Source organism: Streptomyces sp. NBC_00572, assembly GCF_026341815.1.
Classification (GTDB): Bacteria; Actinomycetota; Actinomycetes; order Streptomycetales; family Streptomycetaceae; genus Streptomyces.
The window spans coordinates 7,070,572-7,092,786 of the sequence record NZ_JAPENX010000001.1 but is presented as its reverse complement, the minus strand read 5'-3'; the positions used below and the strand labels follow the sequence as shown (position 1 = coordinate 7,092,786).

20 protein-coding genes are annotated in these 22,215 nt (G+C 70.9%); 14 read left to right on the top strand and 6 right to left on the bottom strand.

Features of this window, described 5'->3' with window-relative positions; all coding sequences use genetic code 11:
• Nucleotides 1-175 precede the first annotated feature (175 nt).
• The 7 genes from OG514_RS31935 (at nucleotide 176) to OG514_RS31905 (ending at nucleotide 7,779) form a co-directional block, all read left to right on the top strand.
• Nucleotides 176-589 carry a thioesterase family protein gene (locus OG514_RS31935; protein WP_266901029.1) on the top strand — a complete coding sequence of 138 codons (414 nt, stop codon included), beginning with the start codon at nucleotides 176-178 and terminating at the stop codon, nucleotides 587-589.
• Nucleotides 580-2,949, top strand: a complete 2,370-nt coding sequence (locus OG514_RS31930) for an FAD-dependent monooxygenase (protein ID WP_266900631.1) — start codon at nucleotides 580-582, stop codon at nucleotides 2,947-2,949. The genes OG514_RS31935 and OG514_RS31930 overlap by 10 nt, the downstream gene beginning before the upstream one ends.
• A 15-nt stretch (nucleotides 2,950-2,964) precedes the next feature.
• Nucleotides 2,965-3,987, top strand: coding sequence for a carbon-nitrogen hydrolase family protein (locus tag OG514_RS31925; protein ID WP_266900630.1), 1,023 nt, complete (start codon nucleotides 2,965-2,967; stop codon nucleotides 3,985-3,987).
• Nucleotides 3,984-5,102 (top strand): cupin domain-containing protein, encoded by a 1,119-nt coding sequence (locus tag OG514_RS31920; RefSeq protein ID WP_266900629.1) that lies wholly within the window; start codon nucleotides 3,984-3,986, stop codon nucleotides 5,100-5,102. The genes OG514_RS31925 and OG514_RS31920 overlap by 4 nt, the downstream gene beginning before the upstream one ends.
• 16 nt (nucleotides 5,103-5,118) lie before the next feature.
• The gene (locus OG514_RS31915) at nucleotides 5,119-6,018 is read left to right on the top strand and encodes a fumarylacetoacetate hydrolase family protein (protein ID WP_266900628.1); all 900 of its coding nucleotides are present in this window, start codon (nucleotides 5,119-5,121) and stop codon (nucleotides 6,016-6,018) included.
• A gap of 159 nt (nucleotides 6,019-6,177) precedes the next feature.
• Entirely contained in the window at nucleotides 6,178-6,885 is a 708-nt protein-coding gene (locus OG514_RS31910) for an Asp/Glu racemase (protein ID WP_266901028.1), read from the top strand.
• A gap of 60 nt (nucleotides 6,886-6,945) precedes the next feature.
• Complete coding sequence (locus tag OG514_RS31905; protein ID WP_266900627.1) at nucleotides 6,946-7,779, top strand: PaaX family transcriptional regulator C-terminal domain-containing protein; 834 nt, start codon at nucleotides 6,946-6,948, stop codon at nucleotides 7,777-7,779.
• Between the two features lie 216 nt (nucleotides 7,780-7,995).
• Here the strand turns inward: OG514_RS31905 and OG514_RS31900 are convergent, their stop codons facing one another.
• Nucleotides 7,996-8,643 carry a hypothetical protein gene (locus OG514_RS31900; protein ID WP_266900626.1) on the bottom strand — a complete coding sequence of 216 codons (648 nt, stop codon included), beginning with the start codon at nucleotides 8,641-8,643 and terminating at the stop codon, nucleotides 7,996-7,998.
• Between the two features lie 866 nt (nucleotides 8,644-9,509).
• Here OG514_RS31900 and OG514_RS31895 point away from each other — a divergent pair.
• Nucleotides 9,510-11,069, top strand: a complete 1,560-nt coding sequence (locus OG514_RS31895; RefSeq protein ID WP_266900625.1) for an MFS transporter — start codon at nucleotides 9,510-9,512, stop codon at nucleotides 11,067-11,069.
• A 117-nt stretch (nucleotides 11,070-11,186) separates the two neighbouring features.
• Here the strand turns inward: OG514_RS31895 and OG514_RS31890 are convergent, their stop codons facing one another.
• The 5 genes from OG514_RS31890 to OG514_RS31870 form a co-directional block, all read right to left on the bottom strand.
• The gene (locus tag OG514_RS31890) at nucleotides 11,187-11,303 is read right to left on the bottom strand and encodes a hypothetical protein (RefSeq protein ID WP_266900624.1); all 117 of its coding nucleotides are present in this window, start codon (nucleotides 11,301-11,303) and stop codon (nucleotides 11,187-11,189) included.
• Nucleotides 11,278-11,736 (bottom strand): hypothetical protein, encoded by a 459-nt coding sequence (locus tag OG514_RS31885; protein WP_266900623.1) that lies wholly within the window; start codon nucleotides 11,734-11,736, stop codon nucleotides 11,278-11,280. The genes OG514_RS31890 and OG514_RS31885 overlap by 26 nt, the downstream gene beginning before the upstream one ends.
• Nucleotides 11,737-11,869: 133 nt before the next feature.
• A complete protein-coding gene (locus tag OG514_RS31880) occupies nucleotides 11,870-12,607 on the bottom strand; it encodes a VOC family protein (RefSeq protein WP_266900622.1) in 738 nt (245 codons plus the stop codon).
• Nucleotides 12,608-12,692: 85 nt separating this feature from the next.
• Nucleotides 12,693-14,144 carry an RNB domain-containing ribonuclease gene (locus tag OG514_RS31875; protein WP_266900621.1) on the bottom strand — a complete coding sequence of 484 codons (1,452 nt, stop codon included), beginning with the start codon at nucleotides 14,142-14,144 and terminating at the stop codon, nucleotides 12,693-12,695.
• 413 nt (nucleotides 14,145-14,557) lie between these two features.
• Nucleotides 14,558-16,057, bottom strand: coding sequence for a DHA2 family efflux MFS transporter permease subunit (locus OG514_RS31870; RefSeq protein WP_266900620.1), 1,500 nt, complete (start codon nucleotides 16,055-16,057; stop codon nucleotides 14,558-14,560).
• A 607-nt stretch (nucleotides 16,058-16,664) separates the two neighbouring features.
• On the opposite strand from OG514_RS31870, the gene OG514_RS31865 reads away from it, so the two are divergent.
• The 6 genes from OG514_RS31865 to OG514_RS31840 are packed head-to-tail and all read left to right on the top strand — an operon-like array spanning nucleotide 16,665 to nucleotide 22,148.
• Nucleotides 16,665-18,323 carry a sensor histidine kinase KdpD gene (locus tag OG514_RS31865; RefSeq protein WP_266900619.1) on the top strand — a complete coding sequence of 553 codons (1,659 nt, stop codon included), beginning with the start codon at nucleotides 16,665-16,667 and terminating at the stop codon, nucleotides 18,321-18,323.
• Nucleotides 18,323-18,724: a roadblock/LC7 domain-containing protein gene (locus OG514_RS31860; protein WP_266900618.1), complete on the top strand. Its 402-nt coding sequence runs from the start codon at nucleotides 18,323-18,325 to the stop codon at nucleotides 18,722-18,724. Before OG514_RS31865 ends, OG514_RS31860 begins: the two co-directional genes overlap by 1 nt.
• Nucleotides 18,721-19,074, top strand: a complete 354-nt coding sequence (locus tag OG514_RS31855; RefSeq protein WP_266900617.1) for a DUF742 domain-containing protein — start codon at nucleotides 18,721-18,723, stop codon at nucleotides 19,072-19,074. The genes OG514_RS31860 and OG514_RS31855 overlap by 4 nt, the downstream gene beginning before the upstream one ends.
• The gene (locus tag OG514_RS31850) at nucleotides 19,055-19,684 is read left to right on the top strand and encodes an ATP/GTP-binding protein (protein ID WP_266900616.1); all 630 of its coding nucleotides are present in this window, start codon (nucleotides 19,055-19,057) and stop codon (nucleotides 19,682-19,684) included. Before OG514_RS31855 ends, OG514_RS31850 begins: the two co-directional genes overlap by 20 nt.
• The gene (locus tag OG514_RS31845) at nucleotides 19,681-20,910 is read left to right on the top strand and encodes a cytochrome P450 (RefSeq protein WP_266900615.1); all 1,230 of its coding nucleotides are present in this window, start codon (nucleotides 19,681-19,683) and stop codon (nucleotides 20,908-20,910) included. Before OG514_RS31850 ends, OG514_RS31845 begins: the two co-directional genes overlap by 4 nt.
• Nucleotides 20,907-22,148: a cytochrome P450 gene (locus OG514_RS31840; protein WP_266900614.1), complete on the top strand. Its 1,242-nt coding sequence runs from the start codon at nucleotides 20,907-20,909 to the stop codon at nucleotides 22,146-22,148. Before OG514_RS31845 ends, OG514_RS31840 begins: the two co-directional genes overlap by 4 nt.
• The last annotated feature ends 67 nt before the right edge of the window (nucleotides 22,149-22,215 follow it).

The following is a 22,215-nucleotide window of genomic DNA, read 5'->3' as shown; positions in this document are numbered from 1 at the left end:
GGCCGAGGCCCGCGCCGAGGACACACGCGCAGAACCGGCCCGTCCCGGCGACACCACCCGTACGGATGCGGCCGAGGCATCCCGTGTCGCCGCCGTTGCCGGCGAGGGAAGACGCGCCGCCGGAGCCGCCGAGCCGCTGGTCCGGCGTCTGCCCAGTGTCACGGTCGAGCGCCGCGTGGAGTGGCCCGACACGGACGCCGCCGGCCACTACCACCACTCCACCGTCGTGCGCTGGGTCGAGGCGGCCGAGGCCGTGCTGCTGCGCCGCCTGGGCCTGTCGCACCTCTTCGGCAGTACGCCGCGCGTCCACTTCGAGGCCGACTACCGAGCCCGGCTCTGGTTCGGCGAGGCGGTCCGCACCGAGCTGCGGGTCACCAAGGTCGGCACGAGCTCCCTGCACTACGCCTTCACCGTCCTCGGCGCGGAGGGTGCGGAGGCCGCGACCGGTCGCATGGTCATCGCCCACTCGGCGGCCCGGGCCACCGGCACCACCCCCTGGCCCGCGGACGTGCGCGAGGTCCTCACCACGGCGGGCCCGCAGGCCCCCGAGCTCATCACCGGAACCACAGGAGGTACCCCGTGCGCGTAGCAGTCATCGGAGGAGGGCCGGGCGGCCTGTACTTCGCGGCCCTGGCCAAGCAGCTCTCCCCGGACTGGGAGGTCACGGTCTGGGAGCGCAACGCCCCCGACGACACGTTCGGCTTCGGGGTCGTCTTCTCCGACGAGACCCTGGACGGCATCGCGACCGCCGATCCGGTCGTCCATGCCGCCATGTCGGCGGAGTTCGCCCGCTGGAGCGACATCGACGTGCGCTACCGGGGGCGGACCCTCACCTCGGGAGGCCACGGCTTCGCCGCGCTGGGCCGTCGGAGCCTGCTGCGGATCCTCCAGGACCGTTGCGCCGACCTCGCCGTGGACGTCCGCTACCGCACCCAGGCACCGGCCGCGGAGCAGCTCTCCGCCGAGTACGACCTGGTGGTGGCCTGCGACGGCGTCCGTTCGGCCACCCGCGCCGCCTACGCCGACACCTTCGGCCCCGACCTCGACGAGCGCTCCGGCCGCTACATGTGGCTGGGCACCGACAAGGTCTTCGAGGCCTTCACCTTCATCGTGGAGCAGCGGGACTTCGGCACCCTCCAGGTGCACGCGTACCCGTACGACGACACGCGCTCCACCTTCATCGTCGAGCTGGACGAGGACGCCTGGCGGCGCGCTGGTTTCGCGGACTCCGCCGGACGCGCGTACCCGCCCGGCGCCAGCGACGAGGAGAGCATCCGGCGCTGCGAGGAGATCCTGGCCGGGCACCTGGACGGCCACCGGCTCCTGCCCAACAACTCCAAGTGGCTCCGCTTCACGACGGTACGCAACCGCACCTGGCGGCACGAGAACGTGGTCCTGCTGGGCGACGCCGCCCACACGGCCCACTTCTCCATCGGCTCCGGCACCAAGCTCGCCATGGAGGACGCCCTCGCCCTCGCGGCCTGCCTGCACGAGCACCCGGCGGACGTCCCGGGCGCGCTCGCCGCGTACGAGGACGAGCGTCGGCCGGTCGTGGAGTCCACCCAGCGGGCCGCGCAGGCCAGCCTCGAATGGTTCGAGAACGTCGACCGCTACACCGGTCAGGACCCGCACCAGTTCGCGTTCAACCTGCTGACCCGCAGCCGCCGCGTCACCTACGACAACCTGCGCGTCCGCGACGAGGCCTTCACCGACGCCGTCAACACCACCGCGCCCGTTCCGCCGATGTTCCGGCCCTTCCGCGTCGGCGGGCTGCACCTGCGCAACCGTGTCGTCGTCCCGCCCACCGCGCTCGCCACGGCCCGTGACGGCGTCCCGGGCGACTTCGACCTCGTCCATCTGAGCACCCAGGCTCTCGGCGGGGCCGGTCTGGTCGTCGCCGGCATGACCGCCGTGAGCGCCGACGCCCGCCCGGACCCGGGCTGCCCCGGCCTCTGGGACGACGACCAGGAGGCCGCCTGGCGGCGGATCGCCGACTTCGTGCACGGCCAGAGCGGCACCTGCCTCGGTGTCCAGCTCACCCATGCGGGGCGCCGCGCGGCCGCCGGACCGCTCCTCGCCGCCTCCCCGCTGTCCTGGGACGAGCAGGGCCCGGTGCCGCGCGAGGCGACGCGCGGCGACATGGATCTGGTCGTACGGGACTTCGTGCGCGCGGCCCGGCGCGCCGACCGGGCGGGCTTCGACGCCGTGGAACTCCAGTACGGGCACGGGCATCTGATGTCCGGCTTCCTCTCCCCCCTGACCAATCTGCGCACCGACGAGTACGGCGGCAGCCTCGCCGGACGGCTGCGCTTCCCGCTGGAAGTGCTGTCTGCCGTACGGGAGTCGTGGCCGGCGGGCAAGGCGCTGCTCGTGCGGATCTCCGCGGCCGACTGGGCGGAGGGCGGGCTGAGCGAGGCGGACGCGGTGGGCATCGCCCGCGCGCTCGCCGAGGCGGGTGCCGATGCCATCGACGTCTCCACCGGCGAGGTGGTCCCCCACGAGCGGCCCCGCTTCGGCCGCAGTTACCAGACTCCGTACGCCGACCTGATCCGCAACGCCACCGGGGTCCCGACGATCGCCGTCGGCGCCATCTCGTCGTACGACGACGTGAACTCGATCATCCTGGCCGGCCGCGCCGACCTGTGCGGTGTGGGGCGGGCCCAGCTCCACGACCCGCTGTGGACGTTGCACGCGGCCGCCGCGCAGGGTTACCGCGGGCCGGCCGCGCCCTGGGCACCGTCATGGAGGGCAGGCAGCGGGCGACCGCCCGCGGGCCGTACGGACCGGGTGCCGCCGCGTCTCGAACTCCTGCGGCAGCCCGCCGTACCCGTGCATCAGCGCTGGCTGCCGCGCGCCACCACCGCCCACACCAAGGCCGACGCCAACACCCACGCAGTCGGGACCGGCGGTGGGCCCGCCGAGGTCGCCGCCGTCTCCCTCGCCCACTGAAAGGGGAGAACCCCCGTGCCACATCCGCCCCTTGACGACCTGCCCCGGTTCACGGCCGCCGCCGTCCAGGCCTCGCCCGTCTACCTCGATCCCGCCGCCACCGTCGACAAGGCCGTCGCCCTGATCGCCGAGGCGGCCGGGAACGGTGCCCGACTGATCGTGTTCCCCGAGGTGTTCGTTCCCGGATACCCGTACTGGAACTGGACGATGAACCCGATCCAGGGCTCGCCCTGGTTCGAGCGCCTCCAGCGCGCCTCCGTGGACGTCCCCGGCCCGTACGTCGACACCCTGCGCGCGGCGGCCCGCCAGTACGGCGTGGTCCTCGTCATCGGCGTCAACGAGCGTGCCGCCCACAGCCTCGGCGTCCTCTACAACACGCTGCTCACCATCGGCCCGGACGGCGAACTCCTCGGGGTGCACCGCAAGTTGGTGCCGACATGGGCCGAGAAGCTGACGTGGACCGGCGGTGACGGCAGTTCGCTGCGCGTCCACCGGACGCCCGTCGGCCCGCTCGGCGCCCTCGCCTGCGGCGAGAACACCAATACATTGGCCCGGTTCACCCTCCTCGCGCAGGGCGAACTCGTGCACGCCGCCTGCTACATCGCGCTGCCCGTCGCCCCGGCCGACTACGACATGGCCGACGCGATCGCCGTCCGTACCGCGGCCCACAGCTTCGAGGGGAAGGTCTTCTCCGTCGTCGCCTGCTCCACCGTCTCCCCGGAGATCGTCGACATGGTCGCCGGGGACGACGAGGAGCTGCGCGCCCAGTTCCAGCGGCCGCGCAGCGCGCTGTCCGGCATCTTCGGCCCCGACGGCCGACCCGTCGTCGAACCGCTCGTCGACGACGAGGGCATCGTCTACGGCGAGATCGACCTCGGCCGCTGCATCCAGCCCAAGCAGATGCACGACATCACCGGCCACTACAACCGCTTCGACATCTTCCGCCTCGAAGTCGACAACACCCCGCGCCCGCCCGTGACGTTCACCATGCCACTGACCGGCCCCGTGACCAGCACCGCTCCTGAGGAGGACGTATGACCATCGAGCAGGACGACACGATGCTCGGCCGCGCCCGGGTCTCCGACACCCCGGAACTCACCGCGTACTACGGCGAGCTCGAAGCACTGGACGCCGGCGCGCTGTGGACCGTCGCCAACGACATCGAGCCCTGGTACCCCCAGCCCAAGTCCGTTCCCGTGCTGTGGCGTTACGAGGAGCTGCGGCCCCTCGTCCACAAGGCCCTCGGTCTCGTCAAGGCCGACGACGCGGGCCGCCGCGTCGTGATGCTGGTCAACCCGGGCCGCAAGGACGTCAGCGCCGCCGCCGGTCTGCTCTACACGGGCCTCCAGATCATGGGCCCCGGTGAGGCGATGACCGCCCACCGCCACCAGGCCGCCGCCCTGCGCTTCGTCCACGAGGGCACCGGCGCGTGGACGATCGTCGACGGCGAGAAGCTCAAGGTCGGCCCGCGCGACTTCGCCATCACCCCGAACGGCACCTGGCACGAACACGGCAACGACGGGACCGACGCCCCGGTGATCTGGCAGGACGGTCTGGACATCCCCCTGGTCAACGCCCTGGACGCCGGGTTCTACGAGGTGCACCCCGACCTCCACCAGATGCCCGGGAAGGTGGTCAACTCCTCCGTCCTCACCTACTCCGGCACCCTCCTCCCGTACGGGTCGGACACGTGGACGCGGCCCCATTCGCCGCTGCTCGCCTACCCGTGGGAGCCGACCTACGAGGCCCTGCGCGGCCTCGCCGAGGCGACGGAGGGGTCCCCGTACGACGGGGTCATCGCCGAGTACACCAACCCGGTGACCGGCGGCTCGGTGATGCCGACCATGGGCGCTCACATGCAGCTTCTGCGCCCCGGCCAGGCCACCGCGGCCCACCGGCACACCGGCTCGGTGATCTACACCGTCGCCAAGGGCCGGGGCGCGTCGGTGATCGCAGGACGGCGCTTCGAGTGGCGGGAAGGGGACATCTTCTGCGTCCCTTCCTGGGCCTGGCACGAGCACCACAACCTCGACCCGTCCGAGGACGCCTGCCTCTTCTCCTTCAACGACTTCCCCGTCATGCGCTCGCTCGGCTTCCACCGGGAAGAGGCGTACCCCGACAACGGCGGCCACCAGCCCGTGACCGCCGCCTGACCCACGAGGAGCCCCCATGCGTCTGCTGACCTTCACGACCACCACCGGTGCCGCACCGCGGCTGGGCGTCGAGACCGACGACCACGTCCTCGACCTCACCGCCCTCGCCGACCACACGGGCACCTCGGTCCCGAACGACCTGCTGGGCCTGGTCCAGGCCGGCCCGGCCGCCCTGGACACCGTGCGCCGGCTGCTCGACGGGGACCGTCCGGACCACGCCGTCCACCGGACCGAGGACGTCCGGCTGAGCGCACCCTTCCGGCCCGGCAAGATCATCGGAGTCGGCCTCAACTACGTCGAGCACGTCGAGGAGTCCAGCCGCAGCCTCGACACCGACAAGGAACTCCCGCCTCGCCCCGTGCTGTTCAGCAAGCCCGCCACCGCCGTCACCGGCCCGGGCGCGCCCATCCTGCACAACGCCGATCTCACCACGCAGCTGGACTGGGAGTGCGAACTCGCCGTCGTCATCGGCCGGACGGCGTACCGCGTGAGCGAGGAGGAGGCGTACGGCCACATCTTCGGCTTCAGCATCGTCAACGACATCAGCGCCCGCGACCAGCGCCGCTCCGGCCAGTGGTTCTTCTCCAAGGGACAGGACTCGTACGCGCCCTTCGGCCCGGTGGTCGTCACCGCCGACGCGATCCCGGACCCGATGGCCCTGGACCTCTCGCTGCGCGTCAACGGCGTCACCAAGCAGAAGTCGAACACGCGGCACATGCTCTTCCCGATCGCCCGCCTGATCGCCGACATCAGCTCCGGCATGACGCTGGAGCCCGGCGATGTGATCGCGACGGGTTCGCCCTCCGGGGTCGGGGCCGGCATGGTCCCGCCGGAATTCCTCGCGCCCGGTGACACGGTCGAGGCCACGGTCGAGCTGATCGGCACACTCACCAATCCCGTGGCCGACGCGCGCTGATCCCCATCGGACACCGACGCCGGACGAATACGTCGGACACCGACGCCGGACATGTACGCCAGACACAAACGCCGGACACATACGTACGAGAACGAGGAGTCACCCGTGCCACCCCGTACCTATCGCATCGGCCAGATCGTGCCGAGCTCGAACGTCACCATGGAGACCGAGGTCCCCGCGATCCTGCGCGCCCGCGCGGCCGTCGCGCCGGACGAGCGGTTCACCTTCCACTCCAGCCGGATGCGCATGACCCATGTGACCCCGGAACAGCTCAAGGCCATGGACGCCGACTCCGACCGCTGTGCCGTGGAACTGTCCGACGCGCGGGTCGACGTACTCGGGTACGCCTGTCTCGTCGCCATCATGAGCATGGGACCGGGCTACCACCGGGTCTCCGAGGAGCGGCTCCACCTGCGTACCGTCGAGAACGGCGCTCCCGCGCCCGTCGTCACCAGCGCGGGAGCCCTCGTCCACGGACTGAACACCATCGGCGCCAAGAAGATCGCCCTGCTCGCCCCCTACATGCGCCCCCTCACCCGGACCGTCGTGGACTACCTCACCCGGGAGGGCATCGACGTCCTCGACCACCAGGCCCTGGAGATCCCGAACAACCTGGACGTGGCCGCCCACGACCCGGCCAGGCTGCCCGGACTCGCCCGCGCGCTCGACCACGCCGACGCCGACGCGGTCGTCCTCTCCGCCTGTGTGCAGATGCCCTCGCTCGACGTCATCGAGGAAGCCGAACAGCTCCTGGGCAAGCCGGTCGTGTCGGCCGCCGTGTGCACCGCCCACCAGATGCTGCGCGCCCTGGACCTCCGGGCCGAGGCCCCCGGTGCCGGACATCTGCTGTCGGGGGCGTACGCCTGACCCCCGTGGGCCCGGAGGGGGCCTCGATATGATCGCGACCGCGTACAACGGAAGGCGATCATGTCGGACAGCCCCCTCAGGCCCAGCTCGTTGATCAACACGGTCTACGGTGCGTTCCTGCGCCGCCTGGGCGGCTGGACATCCATCGCCGACCTGATCACGCTGATGGGGGAACTCGGCGTCGACGCCCCGGCGGTGCGCTCGGCGATCTCCCGGCTGAAGAAGCGCGGAGTCCTCGAACCGGAGCGCCGGGGCGCCACCGGCTACCGACTGAGCCCGGCCGTCCTTCCCGTCTTCGACGAGGGCGACCGCCGGATCTTCGCCAGCCTTGAGCCGGCCGACCTGGCGGACGGCTGGGCCATGGCGGTGTTCTCCGTACCCGAGTCGGAACGCTCTCACCGCTACCAGCTGCGTACCCGCCTGACCTGGCTCGGCTTCGGCAACATCGCCCCGGGCGTGTGGCTGGCGCCGGGCCGGCTCCTGGAGGACGCGCGGAGCATGCTCGTACGACTCGGTCTCAGCGACTACGTCCACCTGTTCGCGGCCGAGTACGCGGCCTTCAGCGATCTGCCGGGGACCGTGAGCTCGTGGTGGGACTTCCCCGCCATCCAGACGCAGTACGCGGCGTTCACCGACACCTATGCGCCGGTGGCCGCGTGGTGGGCGGCGGCCGAGGCGGAGCCGGAGCCCGCGGAGGCGTTCCGGCACTACGTTCCCCTGCTCACCCAGTGGCGGCGGCTGCCGTACCTGGACCCGGGTCTGCCGACCGAGCTCCTGCCGGCCGATTGGAACGCGGTGGCCGCCCGGCAGGTCTTCCAGCAGCTGCACGGCATCCTGCTCGACCCGAGCCTGCGGCACGTCGCCGAGGTCACGGGGCTGAGGGCTCAGGGGTGAGCGGCTGACGTCCGAGGGCCGTCCGATCCGTGGGGATCGGGCGACCCTCGGGGCGTCGCAGGGTCCCTGTTTGTTGGGCCGGTGGTTGGTAAAGAGGGGAACGACAGAGGTCCAGGAGGCCGGCGGATCCGCGGCCTGGACGCCGAGGAGCGGCGCGCGCGCCGCCCCCTCGCCTCCGAGCGAGGGGGCCGTTGGGTCGCGTGTCCGGGAGCGGAACTACGCGCAGTCTTCACCGAACTTGACGGCCATGAGCTCGACGGGTTGCCCGTTCAGTGCAGCCCCAGGTGAGGGCGTCTGGCCGCACACCTGCCAGTTGGACTCCATCAGGACCATGCGACCGTCCGCTGTAGCGTCGGCAACGGTGATCGACGTGCTCGCGTCGAGCGCGCCGCGGGCGGCCTTCACCGACTTCCCTGTGAAATCGGGCATCTTCCCGCCTGCGGTGGACGGCGCCTCGGCTTCCTGTGCCGGGCACGCCTCTTCCAGCTTCACCGCTCCGAAGTCGAGCGTGGTGGTGACCGCCGTGGACGTGCCGGCAGGGAGGCTCTGGTTGCAGACCTTCCAGTTCCGGTCGAGCGCCTGCATGCGGCCGCGGCCAAGCGCGTCATGGGAGGTGAGTGCGTAGAAGCCCAGCTCCTGCGCGGCGTCTTGGGCGGACTGCAGGCCCATGCCGACGAAGTTCGGCACGGTGGCCTTCTCGTCCTTGGCAGGCTTGCTGCTCGCCGGATCCTTGGTCGTCGACGTCGGCGGGGCTGCCGACGGGCCGCTTGCGGCGGGTGACTTGGCGTCGTCGGCAGGCTGGCAGGCGACGGCGCCGCCCAGCATGACGCAGAGCAAGGTGGTGGTGAAAATGCGGGTACGCACGGGTTCCCCCCGAGTGGTGCCGGTACAGGCGGGTCACGGTAGACCACTCGTGCGCAGTGCGTGAGCGGTCTTCACCAGGTCGTGACGAACCGGCCGGTGCCCTTGTGTGTCAGGCGCGCCCCCGTGAGCGGGCACGGCCGCTCGGCCATTTTCCGCCACACCTCTAGCCCCGTGGCTGATACCAGGTGCATGCTGTGGCCACGGCCTCCCCGCCACCCCCGTCGGGGGATCCGCCACGACCCCGCTTGCCGCTGCGATGCAGGCGGGGTCGAGCGCTGCCGTCACGCCGAGGTTCCCTCCGCCCGCGGTGCCTCGACGTCCGCCGGCCGGCCTTGAGCCGTGGACGACCATGGGTGCACCCATCGCACCCATCTCTCCAGGATGCCGCGTTCCTGGTACGTGAGCTCGGAGTCGGGCCGCCAGATCCCACAGGCCCGGATCCTGCGTTCTCCTGGCGGCGGCCCGATCCGGCGGGACCGAGTTCTGAGGCCATGGTGAGTGACGCAGAAATGGTGACGCAGAAATGGCGTCGGCAAAGCGTCGGGTAGGTGCCAGAGTTCCGGCGGTTCCGGGCGGGCAGCGGCTGCCTTTTGACGTGGGCACCGAGCTGGGGGCACAGGGCACGATGCTGCAGCTCACCGGAGGGCATGAAATCCGCCCGGTCGCAACTCCCTGAAGTCAGGAAATCCTTCGACTCGCACATCCGCCTGAGGGCACAAAATCGTTCGGTTCACAAATCCGGCAGAGGGCATACGGTTCGTTCAGTCGCAACAGTATTGCCAAGAAAATTAAAGCTTGACGTCGTCGCGGAGTTTGCTTATGGTCCAGTCGTTCAGGTTCCCGCCGCGCGCTATCCGAAGGTGTTCATGACCACGCCTCCAACGTTGCCGAAGCTCAGGCAGCAGTTGATTCTTGCCGTTCTTATGTTGTGTTCGTTGCTGATTTGGCTGGAAAATACCGTCCTGAGCACGACGCTGGAGACCCTTGCCGACCCGGTCCGCGGGCTGGGGGCCGATCCCGGTCAGCTGCAATGGGCGACGGGTTCGTACACGCTGGCCTTCGCCACGTTGATGTTCACTGCGGGCTCATTGGGCGATCGGTTCGGCCACCGGACGGTGTTCTCCATTGGACTGGTGGTCTTCGCCGGGTCCTCGCTGTGGGCGGCGTACGCAAGCGATACGGGCCAGCTGATCACAGCTCGAGCTGCGATGGGTGTGGGCAGTGCGCTGATCACGCCCTCCATGATGGCCATCCTCATGTGGACCTTTACCGGCCCCTCGCGGGCTGCCGCGATCGGCATTTTCTCGGCTTCGGCCGGTGTCGGAATGGCTGCCGGCCCGGTGCTGGCGGGGTTCCTGCTCGATCATTTCTGGTGGGGCTCGGTCTTTCTGATCAATGTCCCGGTCGCGGCATTGGCGTTGGCCGGACTCGCCGTACTGATTCCGAATTTCCGCAGCCCCACTCCGCGACCTCTGGACCCCGCTGGAATGCTGCTGTCGATCAGTGGCCTCGTGGCGTTGGCCTTCGGGCTGATCCGGGCGGGGCAGGTGGCGGTGTGGAGTCGGACCGACGTCTGGGCGCCTATCATTGTCGGTCTGGTCCTGCTGGCTGCTTTCGTACTCGTCGAACTGCGCCTCAAGGCGCCCAGCTTTGATCCGCGACTGTTCGCGCAGCGCACATTCGGTGGCGGCAATATAGCGCTCGGATTGCTGCTCTTCGGCGTGGCCTCGATCACCTTCTACAATGCGTTCTACCTGCAAGGCGCGCTCGGACTTTCGCCGATGAAGGCGGGTCTGGCCAATATTCCGACCGCATTCGGCGCGCTCGCGGGGGCGCCCCTTGCCTCACGCCTGGTTCGCCGCTTGCCGCTACGCCTTGTCACCGTGCCCGCGCTCACCGTGGCTGCGCTGACCATGGGCGGATACGGGTTCCTCGGACTCCAGACTCCACTCGTCTGGATCGAGATCCTGTTGTTGGTACAGGGTCTCTCGATCGGCATGGTGATCGGCCCCGTTACGGCCGCACTGATCAGCAACCTGCCGTTGGAACAGGCCGGTGCAGGATCGGCCGTCACCAACACCGTGCGACAAACCGGCAGTGTGATCGGAATCGCCGTAGGCGGCACCATCATGTCGATCATGTACCGACGTGCCATCGAACCTTCGCTGGAGGGTGCACCCGGTCCCGTGCAGGATCAGGCGCGAGTGTCTGCCGAGCAGGCCCGCCACATCGCCACCACCATCCACCGGCCCACTCTTGCTCAGGCTGCTGATGATGCGTTCATCCATGCCATGCACGTCGGCGCGGGCTGGATCGCGGTCATCGCACTCCTCGGAGCAGTTGTGCTGCTGATTACCTTGCCTGCCGGAAAGAAGAAGGCTCCGCTCCCGGAGCCGGACCACGAAGAGGCACGCAGCTCCGTCTGAGGGCGTGACGGCAGCCCGCTCAGGCCGGTCGCAGGGCAGCTGAGCACCCGAGTCGGCACCATTCGCCGTGTCGGGTGCTCAGCCCGCTCCTGCGCGGCTGATGCCTGCCGCTTGAAGTCATCCGCCGAGCGTGGGCGGACCCACGTCGGACGGCAGGTTGCGCAGGGCCGTTGCCACGGCATCTTGCGCCGTGGCGAACCGGCCGAGGTCATCGCTGATCACGCTCGTGCCCACCCCGTACGTGCCGTCGCCGTGGGCGGTCAGGCAGGCGCGCGGGATCGTTGTCCGGTACCTCGAACCGGCCGGTCGGGTGTACGAACGCTGCCGTCCGGCAGATGTCTTCCAGGGACTTTCCGTCGTGCCAGGCCCGGGCGGCCCTGGCGACCTGCGCCAGGTCGTCCGTCTGGCCGTCGACGAGGGCCAGGTTCTGGAACGGCTCCGTGCCCCTGATCGACCACCGCCTTTCGGACCTCCAAGCGCTGATCTCCAGCGGCTTGCGATGCGACACGGTGGTCGCGACGGCCGCTTCGAGCAGCGGGGCAAAGACCGAGGCCGTGACGGGGACGGCGTCGAGGCAACCCTCCCACTCGGCCCGGAGTGCCGCGGCGAGGCTGCCGAAGGCCGCGACACCGGAGTACAGGACAGCGGGATCGGGAGGTGTAGGCACGGCTCCTGATTGTGCCCGAGCCATTGGCTGCCGCAGCAGGCGGCCGGCTCGCCCGTGGCAGGAGGCTCCCGTGAAGGTCATGAGACACGGTCTTCGCCGCCGGCCCGAAGGCGGCCGGAGCCGTTGCTGGAGGTCAGCTGGGGGTGAGGAGGCAGAACTCGTTGCCTTCTGGGTCGGCCAGAACCGTCCAGGAGATGGCGGACTGGTCGATGCCAGGGTCGGTGGCACCCAGGGCACGCAGTCGGGCTTCCTCTGCCGCCAGGTCGTCACCGGGGTAGGGGCGGACGTCGAGGTGGACGCGGTTCCACACGGTCTTGGTGTCGGGGGTGCGAATGAACTCCAGGTAGGGGCCGACTCCTTGAGAGGAGCGCATGGACGCGTGGTCGTCGGTCACCTCGTGCAGCGTCCAGTCCATCGCCTCGCCCCAGAACCGGGCCATCGCCCGTGGGTCGGTGCAGTCGACCACCACCGCGGCGACCGGCCCGGTGTCCCGGTAGATCGCACGGGGCTCCAGGACGCAGAACTCGTTGCCCTCCGGGTCGGCCATGACCGTCCAGGGGACGTCGCCCTGACCCACGTCCGCGAGCGTCGCGCCGAGATCCTTCAGGCGCGCCACCAACTCCGCCTGATGCGCGGTCGATGTGGTGGCCAGATCAAGGTGCACCCGGTTCTTCACCGTCTTGGGTTCCGGTCGGGCGATGATGTCGATGCAGACGGCCGTGGGGTCGGGATAGGAGAAACCCACCGGTTCGAGGTTGGTCACTCCCGGCCCCTCACTGTCGACACCCCAACCCAGTGCCTCCGCCCAGAACCGGCCGAGCACGGAGTCGTCCTGGGCCTTCATGTTGATCTGCACAAGTCGTGTCGCCATGCCGTAGATCCTAGGAGCTGTCGGCGGCCCTGGTCGCGGTGGTGCGGGCCGCGCGGGCGCCCGGCCCACCGGAGGCGACGGGCCGCTACACCGTATTGAAGAGGATCTTGTGCTGGCCGGTGAAGAAGGGATCGGCCCGCGTGAGCTTGGCCTGGACGCTCGCGCCCAGGTCGAGTTCGACGCCGGACGTGATCCTGCCCATCACGGCGGGTTCCGCCAGGTGCACCGTGCCCTTCTTCGGTTCGTCGATCTCCGCGTCGGTGTTGATGACCATGCCGCCGAAGACCTCGTTGACCCGGTTCTTCAGCACCGCGGCCTCCGCCAGGTCCACCGCGCGCCGGTCCGCCACCTTCCCCTTCCCCCGCGCCATGTCGCACGGCAGGCAGTACAGGGCGTCGAGCACCCAGTTCGGCGGGGCCTGGCCGGCGCACGCGGCCACGCACAGTTCACCTGTGTAGCGGTCGATCAGGCGCCGCAACGGGGCCGTGCAGTAGGTGTACGGAGCCGCGATCGCCGCGTGCATCGTGTGCTTCGGGATGTGGTGGTCACGGAAGGTGGTGTACTCCGCCTTGAGCAACATGGCGGTCGCCTCGCTGAGGAAGGCCATGTGCTTGCGGTCAGCCGGATCGAGGGAGTTGACCAGCGCGGCGTACGAGACGCCGGGCTTCCAGTCGATGCCCAGGAGCTTTGCGATGTCGTGCACGCGCCGGACCACGTCCGGGTCGGCCTGCTCCTTCTGGGTCCGCAGGATCCCGGTACCGCTGTCCAGCATGATCCGGGCCGCAGCCATTCCGGTCATGAGGGAGATCTGCTCGTTCCAGCCCTCCACGGGCAATGCCGCCACGTAGCTCAGCCGGAACGATCCGTCCTCCAGGGTGACCTCCTGGTCCGGCAGGTTCACCGCCACCCCGCCGCGCGCGGCCTCGACGGCTTCCCGCAGCTTGCCGATCTCGCGCAGCAGGGCGACGGACTCCGAGGCAGTTCCGGCCTCGATGTCCTGTTGGACCTTCTTGTAATTGAGCTTGGCCAGGCTGCGGACCTTGGCCCGGCTCACGGTCGAGTCGGTCACGTTGCCGTCGGCGTCGAGGTCGTGCTGCCACAGCAGGGCGGGGACGACTTGGTCCGGAAGCAGGCTGGCCGGTCCCTCGGAGATCGAGGGCGGGTACAGGGGCACCTTGAGGTCGGGGAAGTACAGCGTCTCGATCCGGTCGTGCGCCTCGGCGTCCAGCGGACCACCGGGCCTGACGAAGGCCGCCACGTCGGCGATGGCGTAGTGCACGCGGTATCCGCCACCGGGCCGCCGCTCCAGGTGCATGGCCTGGTCGAGGTCCTTCGACGTCGGCGGGTCGATGGTGAACAACGGCAGGTGAGTGGCGTCCTTGGCGGGCAGCTGGACCGCGGCCTTGGCGGCCTCCGCCGCTTCCAGCACATGCGCGGGAAATTCCGTAGAGGCCTTCAGCTCTGCCCGGAGCTGCTGCAGTGCCTTGAGCAGGTCGTCCTGGGCCTCGCGGGACATGTGCATCTGTCGGCGTCGCATGTCTCGACCGTAGGGCGGCGGCTGCGGAGCGGCGCAGTGAGCGGGTCCAGGCGGGGGAAGGGGCAGCGATCCGAGGGGCGGGCCATCCCCTTGGGTGCGTCTGCTCGCCGCCCCGTTGGCCGCGCTCAACGCGGTCCCCCGCCCCCTACCGTCGTCACCTGCCCCGTCCCGTCGTCACCGACGCCGGGCCGCCGCCCGCCACTCCCGCCGTACGGGAGCGAAGTGCGGGTGACGGGTGACCTCTCGTCGCCCTGGAGCACTGGCCGACAGCGACCAGCGTTACGGGCGCGGGCGTGTCGACGCAGGCGTGGCTGCGCAGGCGTACCGGCGCCGCCGATGAAGTACTCCTGGGGCGGCTGGTACCCGCCCTGCCCGCCGTCGCCACGGCGGGCACCGGGCCGCTCGACCAGGTGTCAGGTGGGTGTGGGGGCGGTTTTGTGCGTCGTGGTGCCGCCGTCGTCCTGTGCCTCCGGCTCAGCGGGCTGTTGCGGCGTGGGCGGGGTGCGGACGAGCAGCGCGACCAGTACGGCCAGGGCGCCGATCACGGCGCCGACGCCGAACCCCCATCGGATGCCCGTGGCCAGGGCGCCGGTCGTGTCGGCGCCGTCGGCGGCTGCCGTGGCGGCGTGTCCCGACATGACACTGATGACCAGGGCGGTGCCGGCGGCGGCAGCGACCTGTTGGAGCGAGCCGAGGATGGCGGAGCCGTGGGGGTAGAGGTGCGGCGGCAGCACGGACAGGCCGGAGGTGAACACGGGGGTGAAGACGAACGCCATGCCGGCGCTCAGGACCACGTGAAGGGCGAGCACCAGCCACGGCGAGGTCTGTTCGTCCGTGAGGGCGAACAGCGCGAGGCACAGCGCTGTGAGTGCGGCTCCGGGTACGACCAGGCGTGGTGCGCCGAGTCGGTCGTAGAGCTTGCCGACCTGTGGTCCCAGCAGGCCCATGGTCAAACCGCCTGGGATGAGGAGCAGCCCGGTCTGCAGTGAGGTCAGGCCGCGCACCTCCTGCAGATAGATCGGCAGCAGGATGAACGCACCCATGAGGGCCATGAAGGACAGGCACATCAGGCCGAGTGCCACGGAGAAGTGACGAAACGCCAGGGCGCGCAGGTCCAGCAGCGGCGTGGACGAGCGCTGAAGTGCCAGCTGTCGCCATACGAACAGGCCGACCAGCACGGCGCCGGCCAGGGTCAGGGCCGCCGGGGACATGGGGGCCTGGGATGCGTTCCCGGCTCCGAGCTCGCTCAGGCCGTAGATCAGGGAGCCGAAGCCCGCTGCCGCCAGGGGGACGGACAACCAGTCGATCGGGCCGGCCTGTGGCTCGCCGATGTTGACCAGTTTGCGCCGACCGAAGACGGCCATCGCTCCGGCGATGGGCAACACGGCCAGGAACAGCAGGCGCCATGTCCCCAACTCCAGCAGCACGCCGGAGACGGCGGGGCCGAGCGCGGGTGCGACGGAGATGACGAGGGTGATGTTGCCCATCACGCGGCCGCGGTCGTGCGGGGGCACGAGGGTCATCAGGGTCGTCATGAGCAGCGGCATCATGACGGCGGTGCCGCTGGCCTGGATGACGCGGGCGGCCAGCAGTACGGGGAAGGCGGGCGCGGCCGCGGCCAGCGCCGTACCGGCCAGGAACAGTGCCATGGCCAGGCTGAAGGCGGTCCGGGTCGTCACGCGCTGCAGGAACCAGCCCGTCACGGGGATGACGACAGCCATGGTGAGCATGAAGGCCGTGGACAGCCATCCTGCGGCTGCCGCGGTGACCTCGAACTCGCGCATGAGCCGCGGGATCGCGTTGACCATGATCGTCTCGTTGAGGAGGACGACGAACGTGGACAGGACGAGAATCCGCAGCACGGCGGTGACGTGGGCGGGCGAGAGGGTGGGTGTCGGGTGTGGTGCGGGCATGGCGCCTTCCGTCATGTGAGTGTCTTCCGCACGTGGCAGCTCACACTGACAGACGGCGGCGCCGGGAAGAACTCATCGGTGCTCCCGATCCTGTCGGCCGCGCAGCCCGAGCACAAACCGTTTTCCCGCGCCGGAACGCCGGGAGGGGTCGGAGGCCGTGAGCGGTTCCAGCGGCCTGCCCTGCGGGCGTCCGCCTCCCCCGTCGAGCTCCCCGTCCGGTTCCCCGTCGAGGGTTGCGGCCGACCGGCGGGTTCCCCAGGGAGTCGCCGGCGTTGCGGAACCTCGATATCGAGTCGACGCTGGTACCGCACAGAACCGCCCAAGGGCGGTGATCGGCCTGATCGACAGGACATCCCTCGGCCCAACCCCTGCCGTGTCGCGGCGAGTAGGGCGGAACGTGGAACCGAGGGGCATTCAGGAAGCGCTTACCGAGCGGTACTTCCTGCGGGGTCACCGAGTTCGGAGCTTCTTGGGCGCAGTACCGGAAGAATATTCCCCTCAATGAATGCCGATCCGATCACAAGAGTTCCGAACTGATCAACAACGCATCTATAGTGCCGTCGTTGCGACTCCCTTCCCCGCGTGCCCGCTCCCGAGAGTCTGGTTGATGTCGGCGTCACCCACCCCCTTCCGTCCTGCCCTGACCGCCTCGCTGCTGACCGCCGCCGCGGGCGGTGCGCTCGCCGTGGCCGCCGTCGCCGCGGCACCGGGCGGCGTCCGTGCCCCGCTCGGCTGGTTCGCCGCCTGTGGCGTCCTGCTGCTCTCGGCCGCGGCCTTCGCCGTGACCTGGTACGGGCGGACCTCGCGCGTACTGGCCCGGCGGGCCGAGACCCTCGCCGCCGAAGTCGCCTCCAAGGACGCGTACGTCGCCCGGTTCGCGGCGACCGCCGAGCGCGAGACGGCCACCCTCAGGGACCGTCAGGAGGCGGAGACAGCCGCCGCCCGGGCGGCCCACGCTGCCCAGGCCCAAGAACTCGTCCGGTCCCACGCGGCCGAGATCGCCGAGCTGGGCCGGGAACGCGCCGCCGAGACCGCGCGGCTCGAAACCCGGCTGCGCCGCGCCGAGTCCGGCCGGTCGGCCGCCATGGCGGCCGCGGCCAACGCCGCCGGCCGCATGCAGGCCCTTGCGACGAGCATGCTCGCCGACCTCCGGGAGATGGAGCACCGGCACGCCGACGAGGACGTCCTGACCGATCTGCTCCACCTCGACCACCGCACCGCGCAGGCGGGTCGGCTCGCCGACTCCGTCGCCGTGCTCAGCGGGGCCAGGTCCGGCCGGCGCTGGACCCGCCCCATCGTCATGGAGTCGATACTCCGCGGCGCCATGGGCCGGATCAGCGGCTACCAGCGGGTGCGACTGCACTCCAGCAGCGACGCGGCCGTCGCTGGGCACGCGGCCGAGGGCGTCATGCACGCCCTGGCCGAACTCATGGACAACGCGGCGAACTTCTCGCCCCCCACCGCCGAGGTGCACGTCTACGTCGAGGAGGTCCCGGCCGGCGTCATCATCGCCATCGAGGACAGCGGCCTCGTGATGAGCGACGTGCAGCAGCGCCGCGCGGAGGCCGCCGTCGGCTCCGCACCGCAGGACCTGGCCGGCCTGTCCGGCACCCGCCTCGGCCTCGCGGTCGTCGGCCGGCTGGCGCGCAAGCACGGCCTCACCGTGTCGTTCCGCCCCTCCGCGCGCGGCGGCACCGGCGCCCTCCTGATGCTGCCTCAGGAACTGATCAGCCACGCACCCGCGGAACCGACGGCCACGCCCGTCGACACTCTGCCGCCGGTCTCGGGCCGCGGCCTGTCCGCGCCCGCCACGACCGGCGCCCCGACCCCGGCCACGGCCTCCGAGCCCGAGACCGTGCACGACAGCGCGGCCGAGACCACCGGCGAGCACCCGCGGTTCGGCGAGAGCGGCCTGCCCCAGCGCCGCCGCGGACGGGCCATGGCCGCCGCCCACCCCGAGGGGCCGCAGGCCGCCGAGAAGGCGCCCGCCGAAGGGCCGCGCACCGGCGCGGCCGCCGGTGCGGCGAACCGGTTCGGCACGTTCCGCCGCGCGGTCCGCGGCACCACGGCCCGGCCGGACGGCGAGCCCGAGGGCGGCCCCGTGCCGGAGACCGCGACGGCGTCCGACCCCGCCGGGTCCGGCGCGTCCGCCGGCGCCGACCGTCCCGGCTCCCCCTCCGTACCCACCGACCCGGCCGGCCCGACGTCCGCTCCGCGGACGCCGTCGCCGACCTCGAACCCCCCGTACCCGGAAGGCACCTCGTAATGACCGGCTCCACCACCGACGAGAAGCTCAGCTGGCTCCTTGAGGGCCTGCTGGAACGCACCGCGGGCACCCGGCACGCCCTGGTGCTCTCCCGTGACGGCCTGAAGCTCTGCCGCACCCCCGAGCTCTCCGTCGACCAGGCCGACCAGCTCGCCGCGATCGCCGCCGGCATCCAGAGCCTGTCGCACGGTGCCTCCGTGGAGTTCGGCGACGGCACCGGCGGGGTCCGGTCCGCGATCGCCGAGTTCTACGGCGGCATCCTCTTCATCGTGGAGGCCGGCGAGGGCGCCCACCTCGCGGTCGTCGCCGACGAGGACGCCGACGCCGGCCTCGTGGGCCACAACATGTCGGAGCTGGTGGAGCAGTTGGGCGAGCACCTGGTCGCGAGGCCCCGGGGATGAGCCGCGGCAGGCCGGGCCGGGACGACTCCCCCGACCGGCTCTACACCCTGACCGGCGGCCGCAGCCGCGCCGGGTCCGACGCCTTCGACCTGGTGACCCTGGTGGTCTCCGAGAGCGACCCGGTCCCCGGCATGCAGTCGGAGCACGCCGCGATCCTGCGCATGTGCAGGTTCCCCACCGCGGTGGTGGAGGTCGCGGCCGGGCTCGGACTGCCGGTGTCGATCACCCGGATCCTCCTGGCCGATCTGCACGACACCGGCGGGATCAGCGCCCGGCATCCCCGTGCGTCGTACCGCCTTCCCGATCACGACATCCTGGAGCAGGTGCTCGTTGGACTCCGTAACCTCTGAACAGCGCCAGACCCTGCACAGCACCGCCGACAACGGACTGAAGATCGTCGTCGTCGGCGGATTCGGAGTCGGCAAGACCACCCTCGTCCGCTCGGTCAGCGAGATCCGTCCGCTGAACACCGAGGAGACGATGACGCAGGCGGGCGAGGGCGTCGACGACACCGCGGGGGTCGCCGCCAAGTCGGCCACCACGGTGGCCTTCGACTTCGGCCGGATCTCGCTCGACACCCACAACGTCCTGTACCTGTTCGGGGCGCCCGGCCAGGAGCGGTTCTGGTTCCTGTGGGACCGGCTGTTCTCCGGGACGCTCGGCGCGGTGGTGCTCGTCGACACCCGTCGGCTCGCCGACTCCTGGTACGCCATCGACCGTCTGGAACACCACGGGACGCCGTTCGTCGTCGCCTGCAACGACTTCGGCGGTCCCGCCCACACCCCCGCCCAGATCCGCGGGGCCCTCGACCTCGCCGACGAGGTTCCGCTGGTCTTCTGCGACGCCCGGTCGCGCGAGTCCAGCAAGCAGGTCCTCATCTCGCTCGTCGAGCACCTGCGGACCGTCGTCGCCCCGGCCACGCGGCCGGACCCGCAGCCGATCCCGGAGCCCGCCCCGTGACCCTCCCCGAGCACCCGCCCGTCCCCCTGAGCGGGCCGCGCTTCCAGACCGACCCCACCGAGCTGTACCGGCAGATCCGGCGCGAGCACGGGGCGGTCGCCCCCGTCGTGCTGGACGGCGACGTACCGGCCTGGCTGGTCCTCGGCTACCGCGAGCTCCACCAGGTCACCAGCGACCCGGCCCTCTTCTCCCGCGACTCCGACCTGTGGAACCAGTGGGACTCCATTCCGGCGGACTGGCCGCTGCTGCCAATGATCGGCCGCAAGCAGCCGTCCATCCTCTACACCGTCGGGGAGCGGCACCGCGAGCGCGCGAACGTCATCTCCTCGGCCCTTGAAGGTGTCGACCCGTTCGTACTGAAGGAGCGGGCCGAGCGCTTCGCCGACGAGCTGATCGACGCGCTGTGCGGCAAGGGGTCCTGCGACATCATCGCCGAGTACGCGATGCTGCTGCCGGTACGCGTCCTCGCCAGCGTCTACGGCTTCGCCGAAGAGCAGGGGCCGGGGCTGGTCACCGCCCTCAACGACATGATCAACGGCCAGGAGGGCGCGCTGGAGGGCCAGCGTCACCTGGCGGAGTCCATGTTCGCCCTGCTCGCCGCGAAGGCGGAGGAGCCGGGCGACGACGTGGCCTCCCGGATGCTGGGCAACACCGCCGGCTTCACGGTCGAGGAGGTCGCCCAGGACCTCATGGTGATGCTGGCCGCCGGCCATCAGCCCACCGCCGACTGGATCGGCAACTCGCTGCGGCTGATGCTCACCGACGACCGGTTCGCCGCCTCCCTGTCCGGCGGCCGCCACAGCGTCGGCGAGGCGATGAACGAGGTCCTGTGGGAGGACACCCCCACCCAGAACGTCGCCGGCCGCTGGGCCTCGCGCGACACCCACCTCGGCGGGCGCCGGATCGGCCGCGGCGACCTGCTGCTGCTGGGCCTGGCCGCCGCCAACTCCGACCCGCACGTGCGCGCCGACGCGGGCCGGCTCACCGGCGGCAACAACGCCTATCTCTCCTTCGGCCACGGCGAGCACCGCTGCCCCTTCCCCGCGCAGGAGGTCGCCGAGACCATCGCCCGCACCGGGATCGAGGTGCTGCTCGACCGACTGCCGGACGTCGACCTCGCGGTCCCCGCGGCCGACCTCGCCCGGCGCCCCTCGCCCTGGCTGCGCGGACTCACCGCGCTCCCCGTGACCTACACCCCGACCCCCGCCCTTGGAGCACTCGGATGACCTGCCCGCACGCCCACGCCGCGTCCGCCGCCGACGCCATCGCCCTGGACCCGTTCGTCACCGACCTCGACGGCGAGAGCGCCCGGCTGCGGGCCGCGGGCCCGTTGGCCCGTGTCGTCCTGCCCGGCGGGGTGGCCTGCTGGGCCGTCACCCACCACGCCGAGGCGCGGCGGCTGCTCACCGACGCCCGCCTGGTCAAGGACATCGACGTCTGGGGGGCCTGGACGCGTGGCGAGATACCCATGGACTGGCCGCTGATCGGCCTCGCGAACCCCGGCAGGTCGATGCTGACGGTCGACGGCGACGAGCACCGGCGGCTGCGCACACTGGTCGCGCAGGCGCTGACCGCGCGCCGGGTGGAGCGGCTGCGCGAGGGCATCGAGGCCCTGACCACGGGCATGCTGGACCGGCTGGCGGAGCGTCCGGCGGGTGAGACCGTCGACCTGAAGGCGGAGTTCGCCTACCCGCTGCCGATGAACGTGGTCTGCGACCTCATGGGTGTCGACCCGGTCGACCACCCGCGGTTGAAGGCCCTGTTCGAGAAGTTCTTCTCGACGCAGACACCGCCCGAGGAGGTGCCGCAGATGATGGCGGACCTGGGCGCGCTGTTCTCCGGGATCGTGGCGGGCAAGGTCGAGAAGCCCGGTGACGACCTGACGAGCGCGCTGATCGAGGCGTCGGAGGGCGGCGACCGCCTCACCACGGAGGAGATCACCAACACCCTCCAGCTGATGGTGGCGGCCGGGCACGAGACGACGATCAGCCTCATCGTGAACGCCGTCGTGGCCCTGGAGACCCACCCCGAGCAGCGTGCCCTGGTCCTCTCAGGCGAGGTGCCGTGGGCGAACGTGATCGAGGAGACGCTGCGCTGGTCGACGCCGACCTCGCACGTGCTGATCCGCTTCGCCACCGAGGACGTCGAGGTGGGCGACCGGGTCCTGCCCAAGGGCGAGGCCCTGATCGTCTCGTTCGGCGCGATCGGTCGGGACGAGGAGCAGCACGGCCCGACGGCGGGCTCGTTCGACGTGACCCGTACGCCGAACCGTCACATCTCCTTCGGTCACGGCCCGCACGTCTGCCCGGGCGCCGCCCTCTCCCGCCTGGAGGCGTCGGTGGCCCTCCCCGCCCTGTACGCGCGTTTCCCGGAGCTGCGTCTCGCCGTCGCGCCCGAGAAGCTCCGGAACAAGCCGGTCGTCACGCAGAACGACCTGTTCGACCTCCCGGTCGTCCTGGCCTGACGGCCGCGCGGAGAGGAGGGAACCCGGCAGCGGGGTTCCCTCCCTCGGGGCGGAGAAACGTCTCACG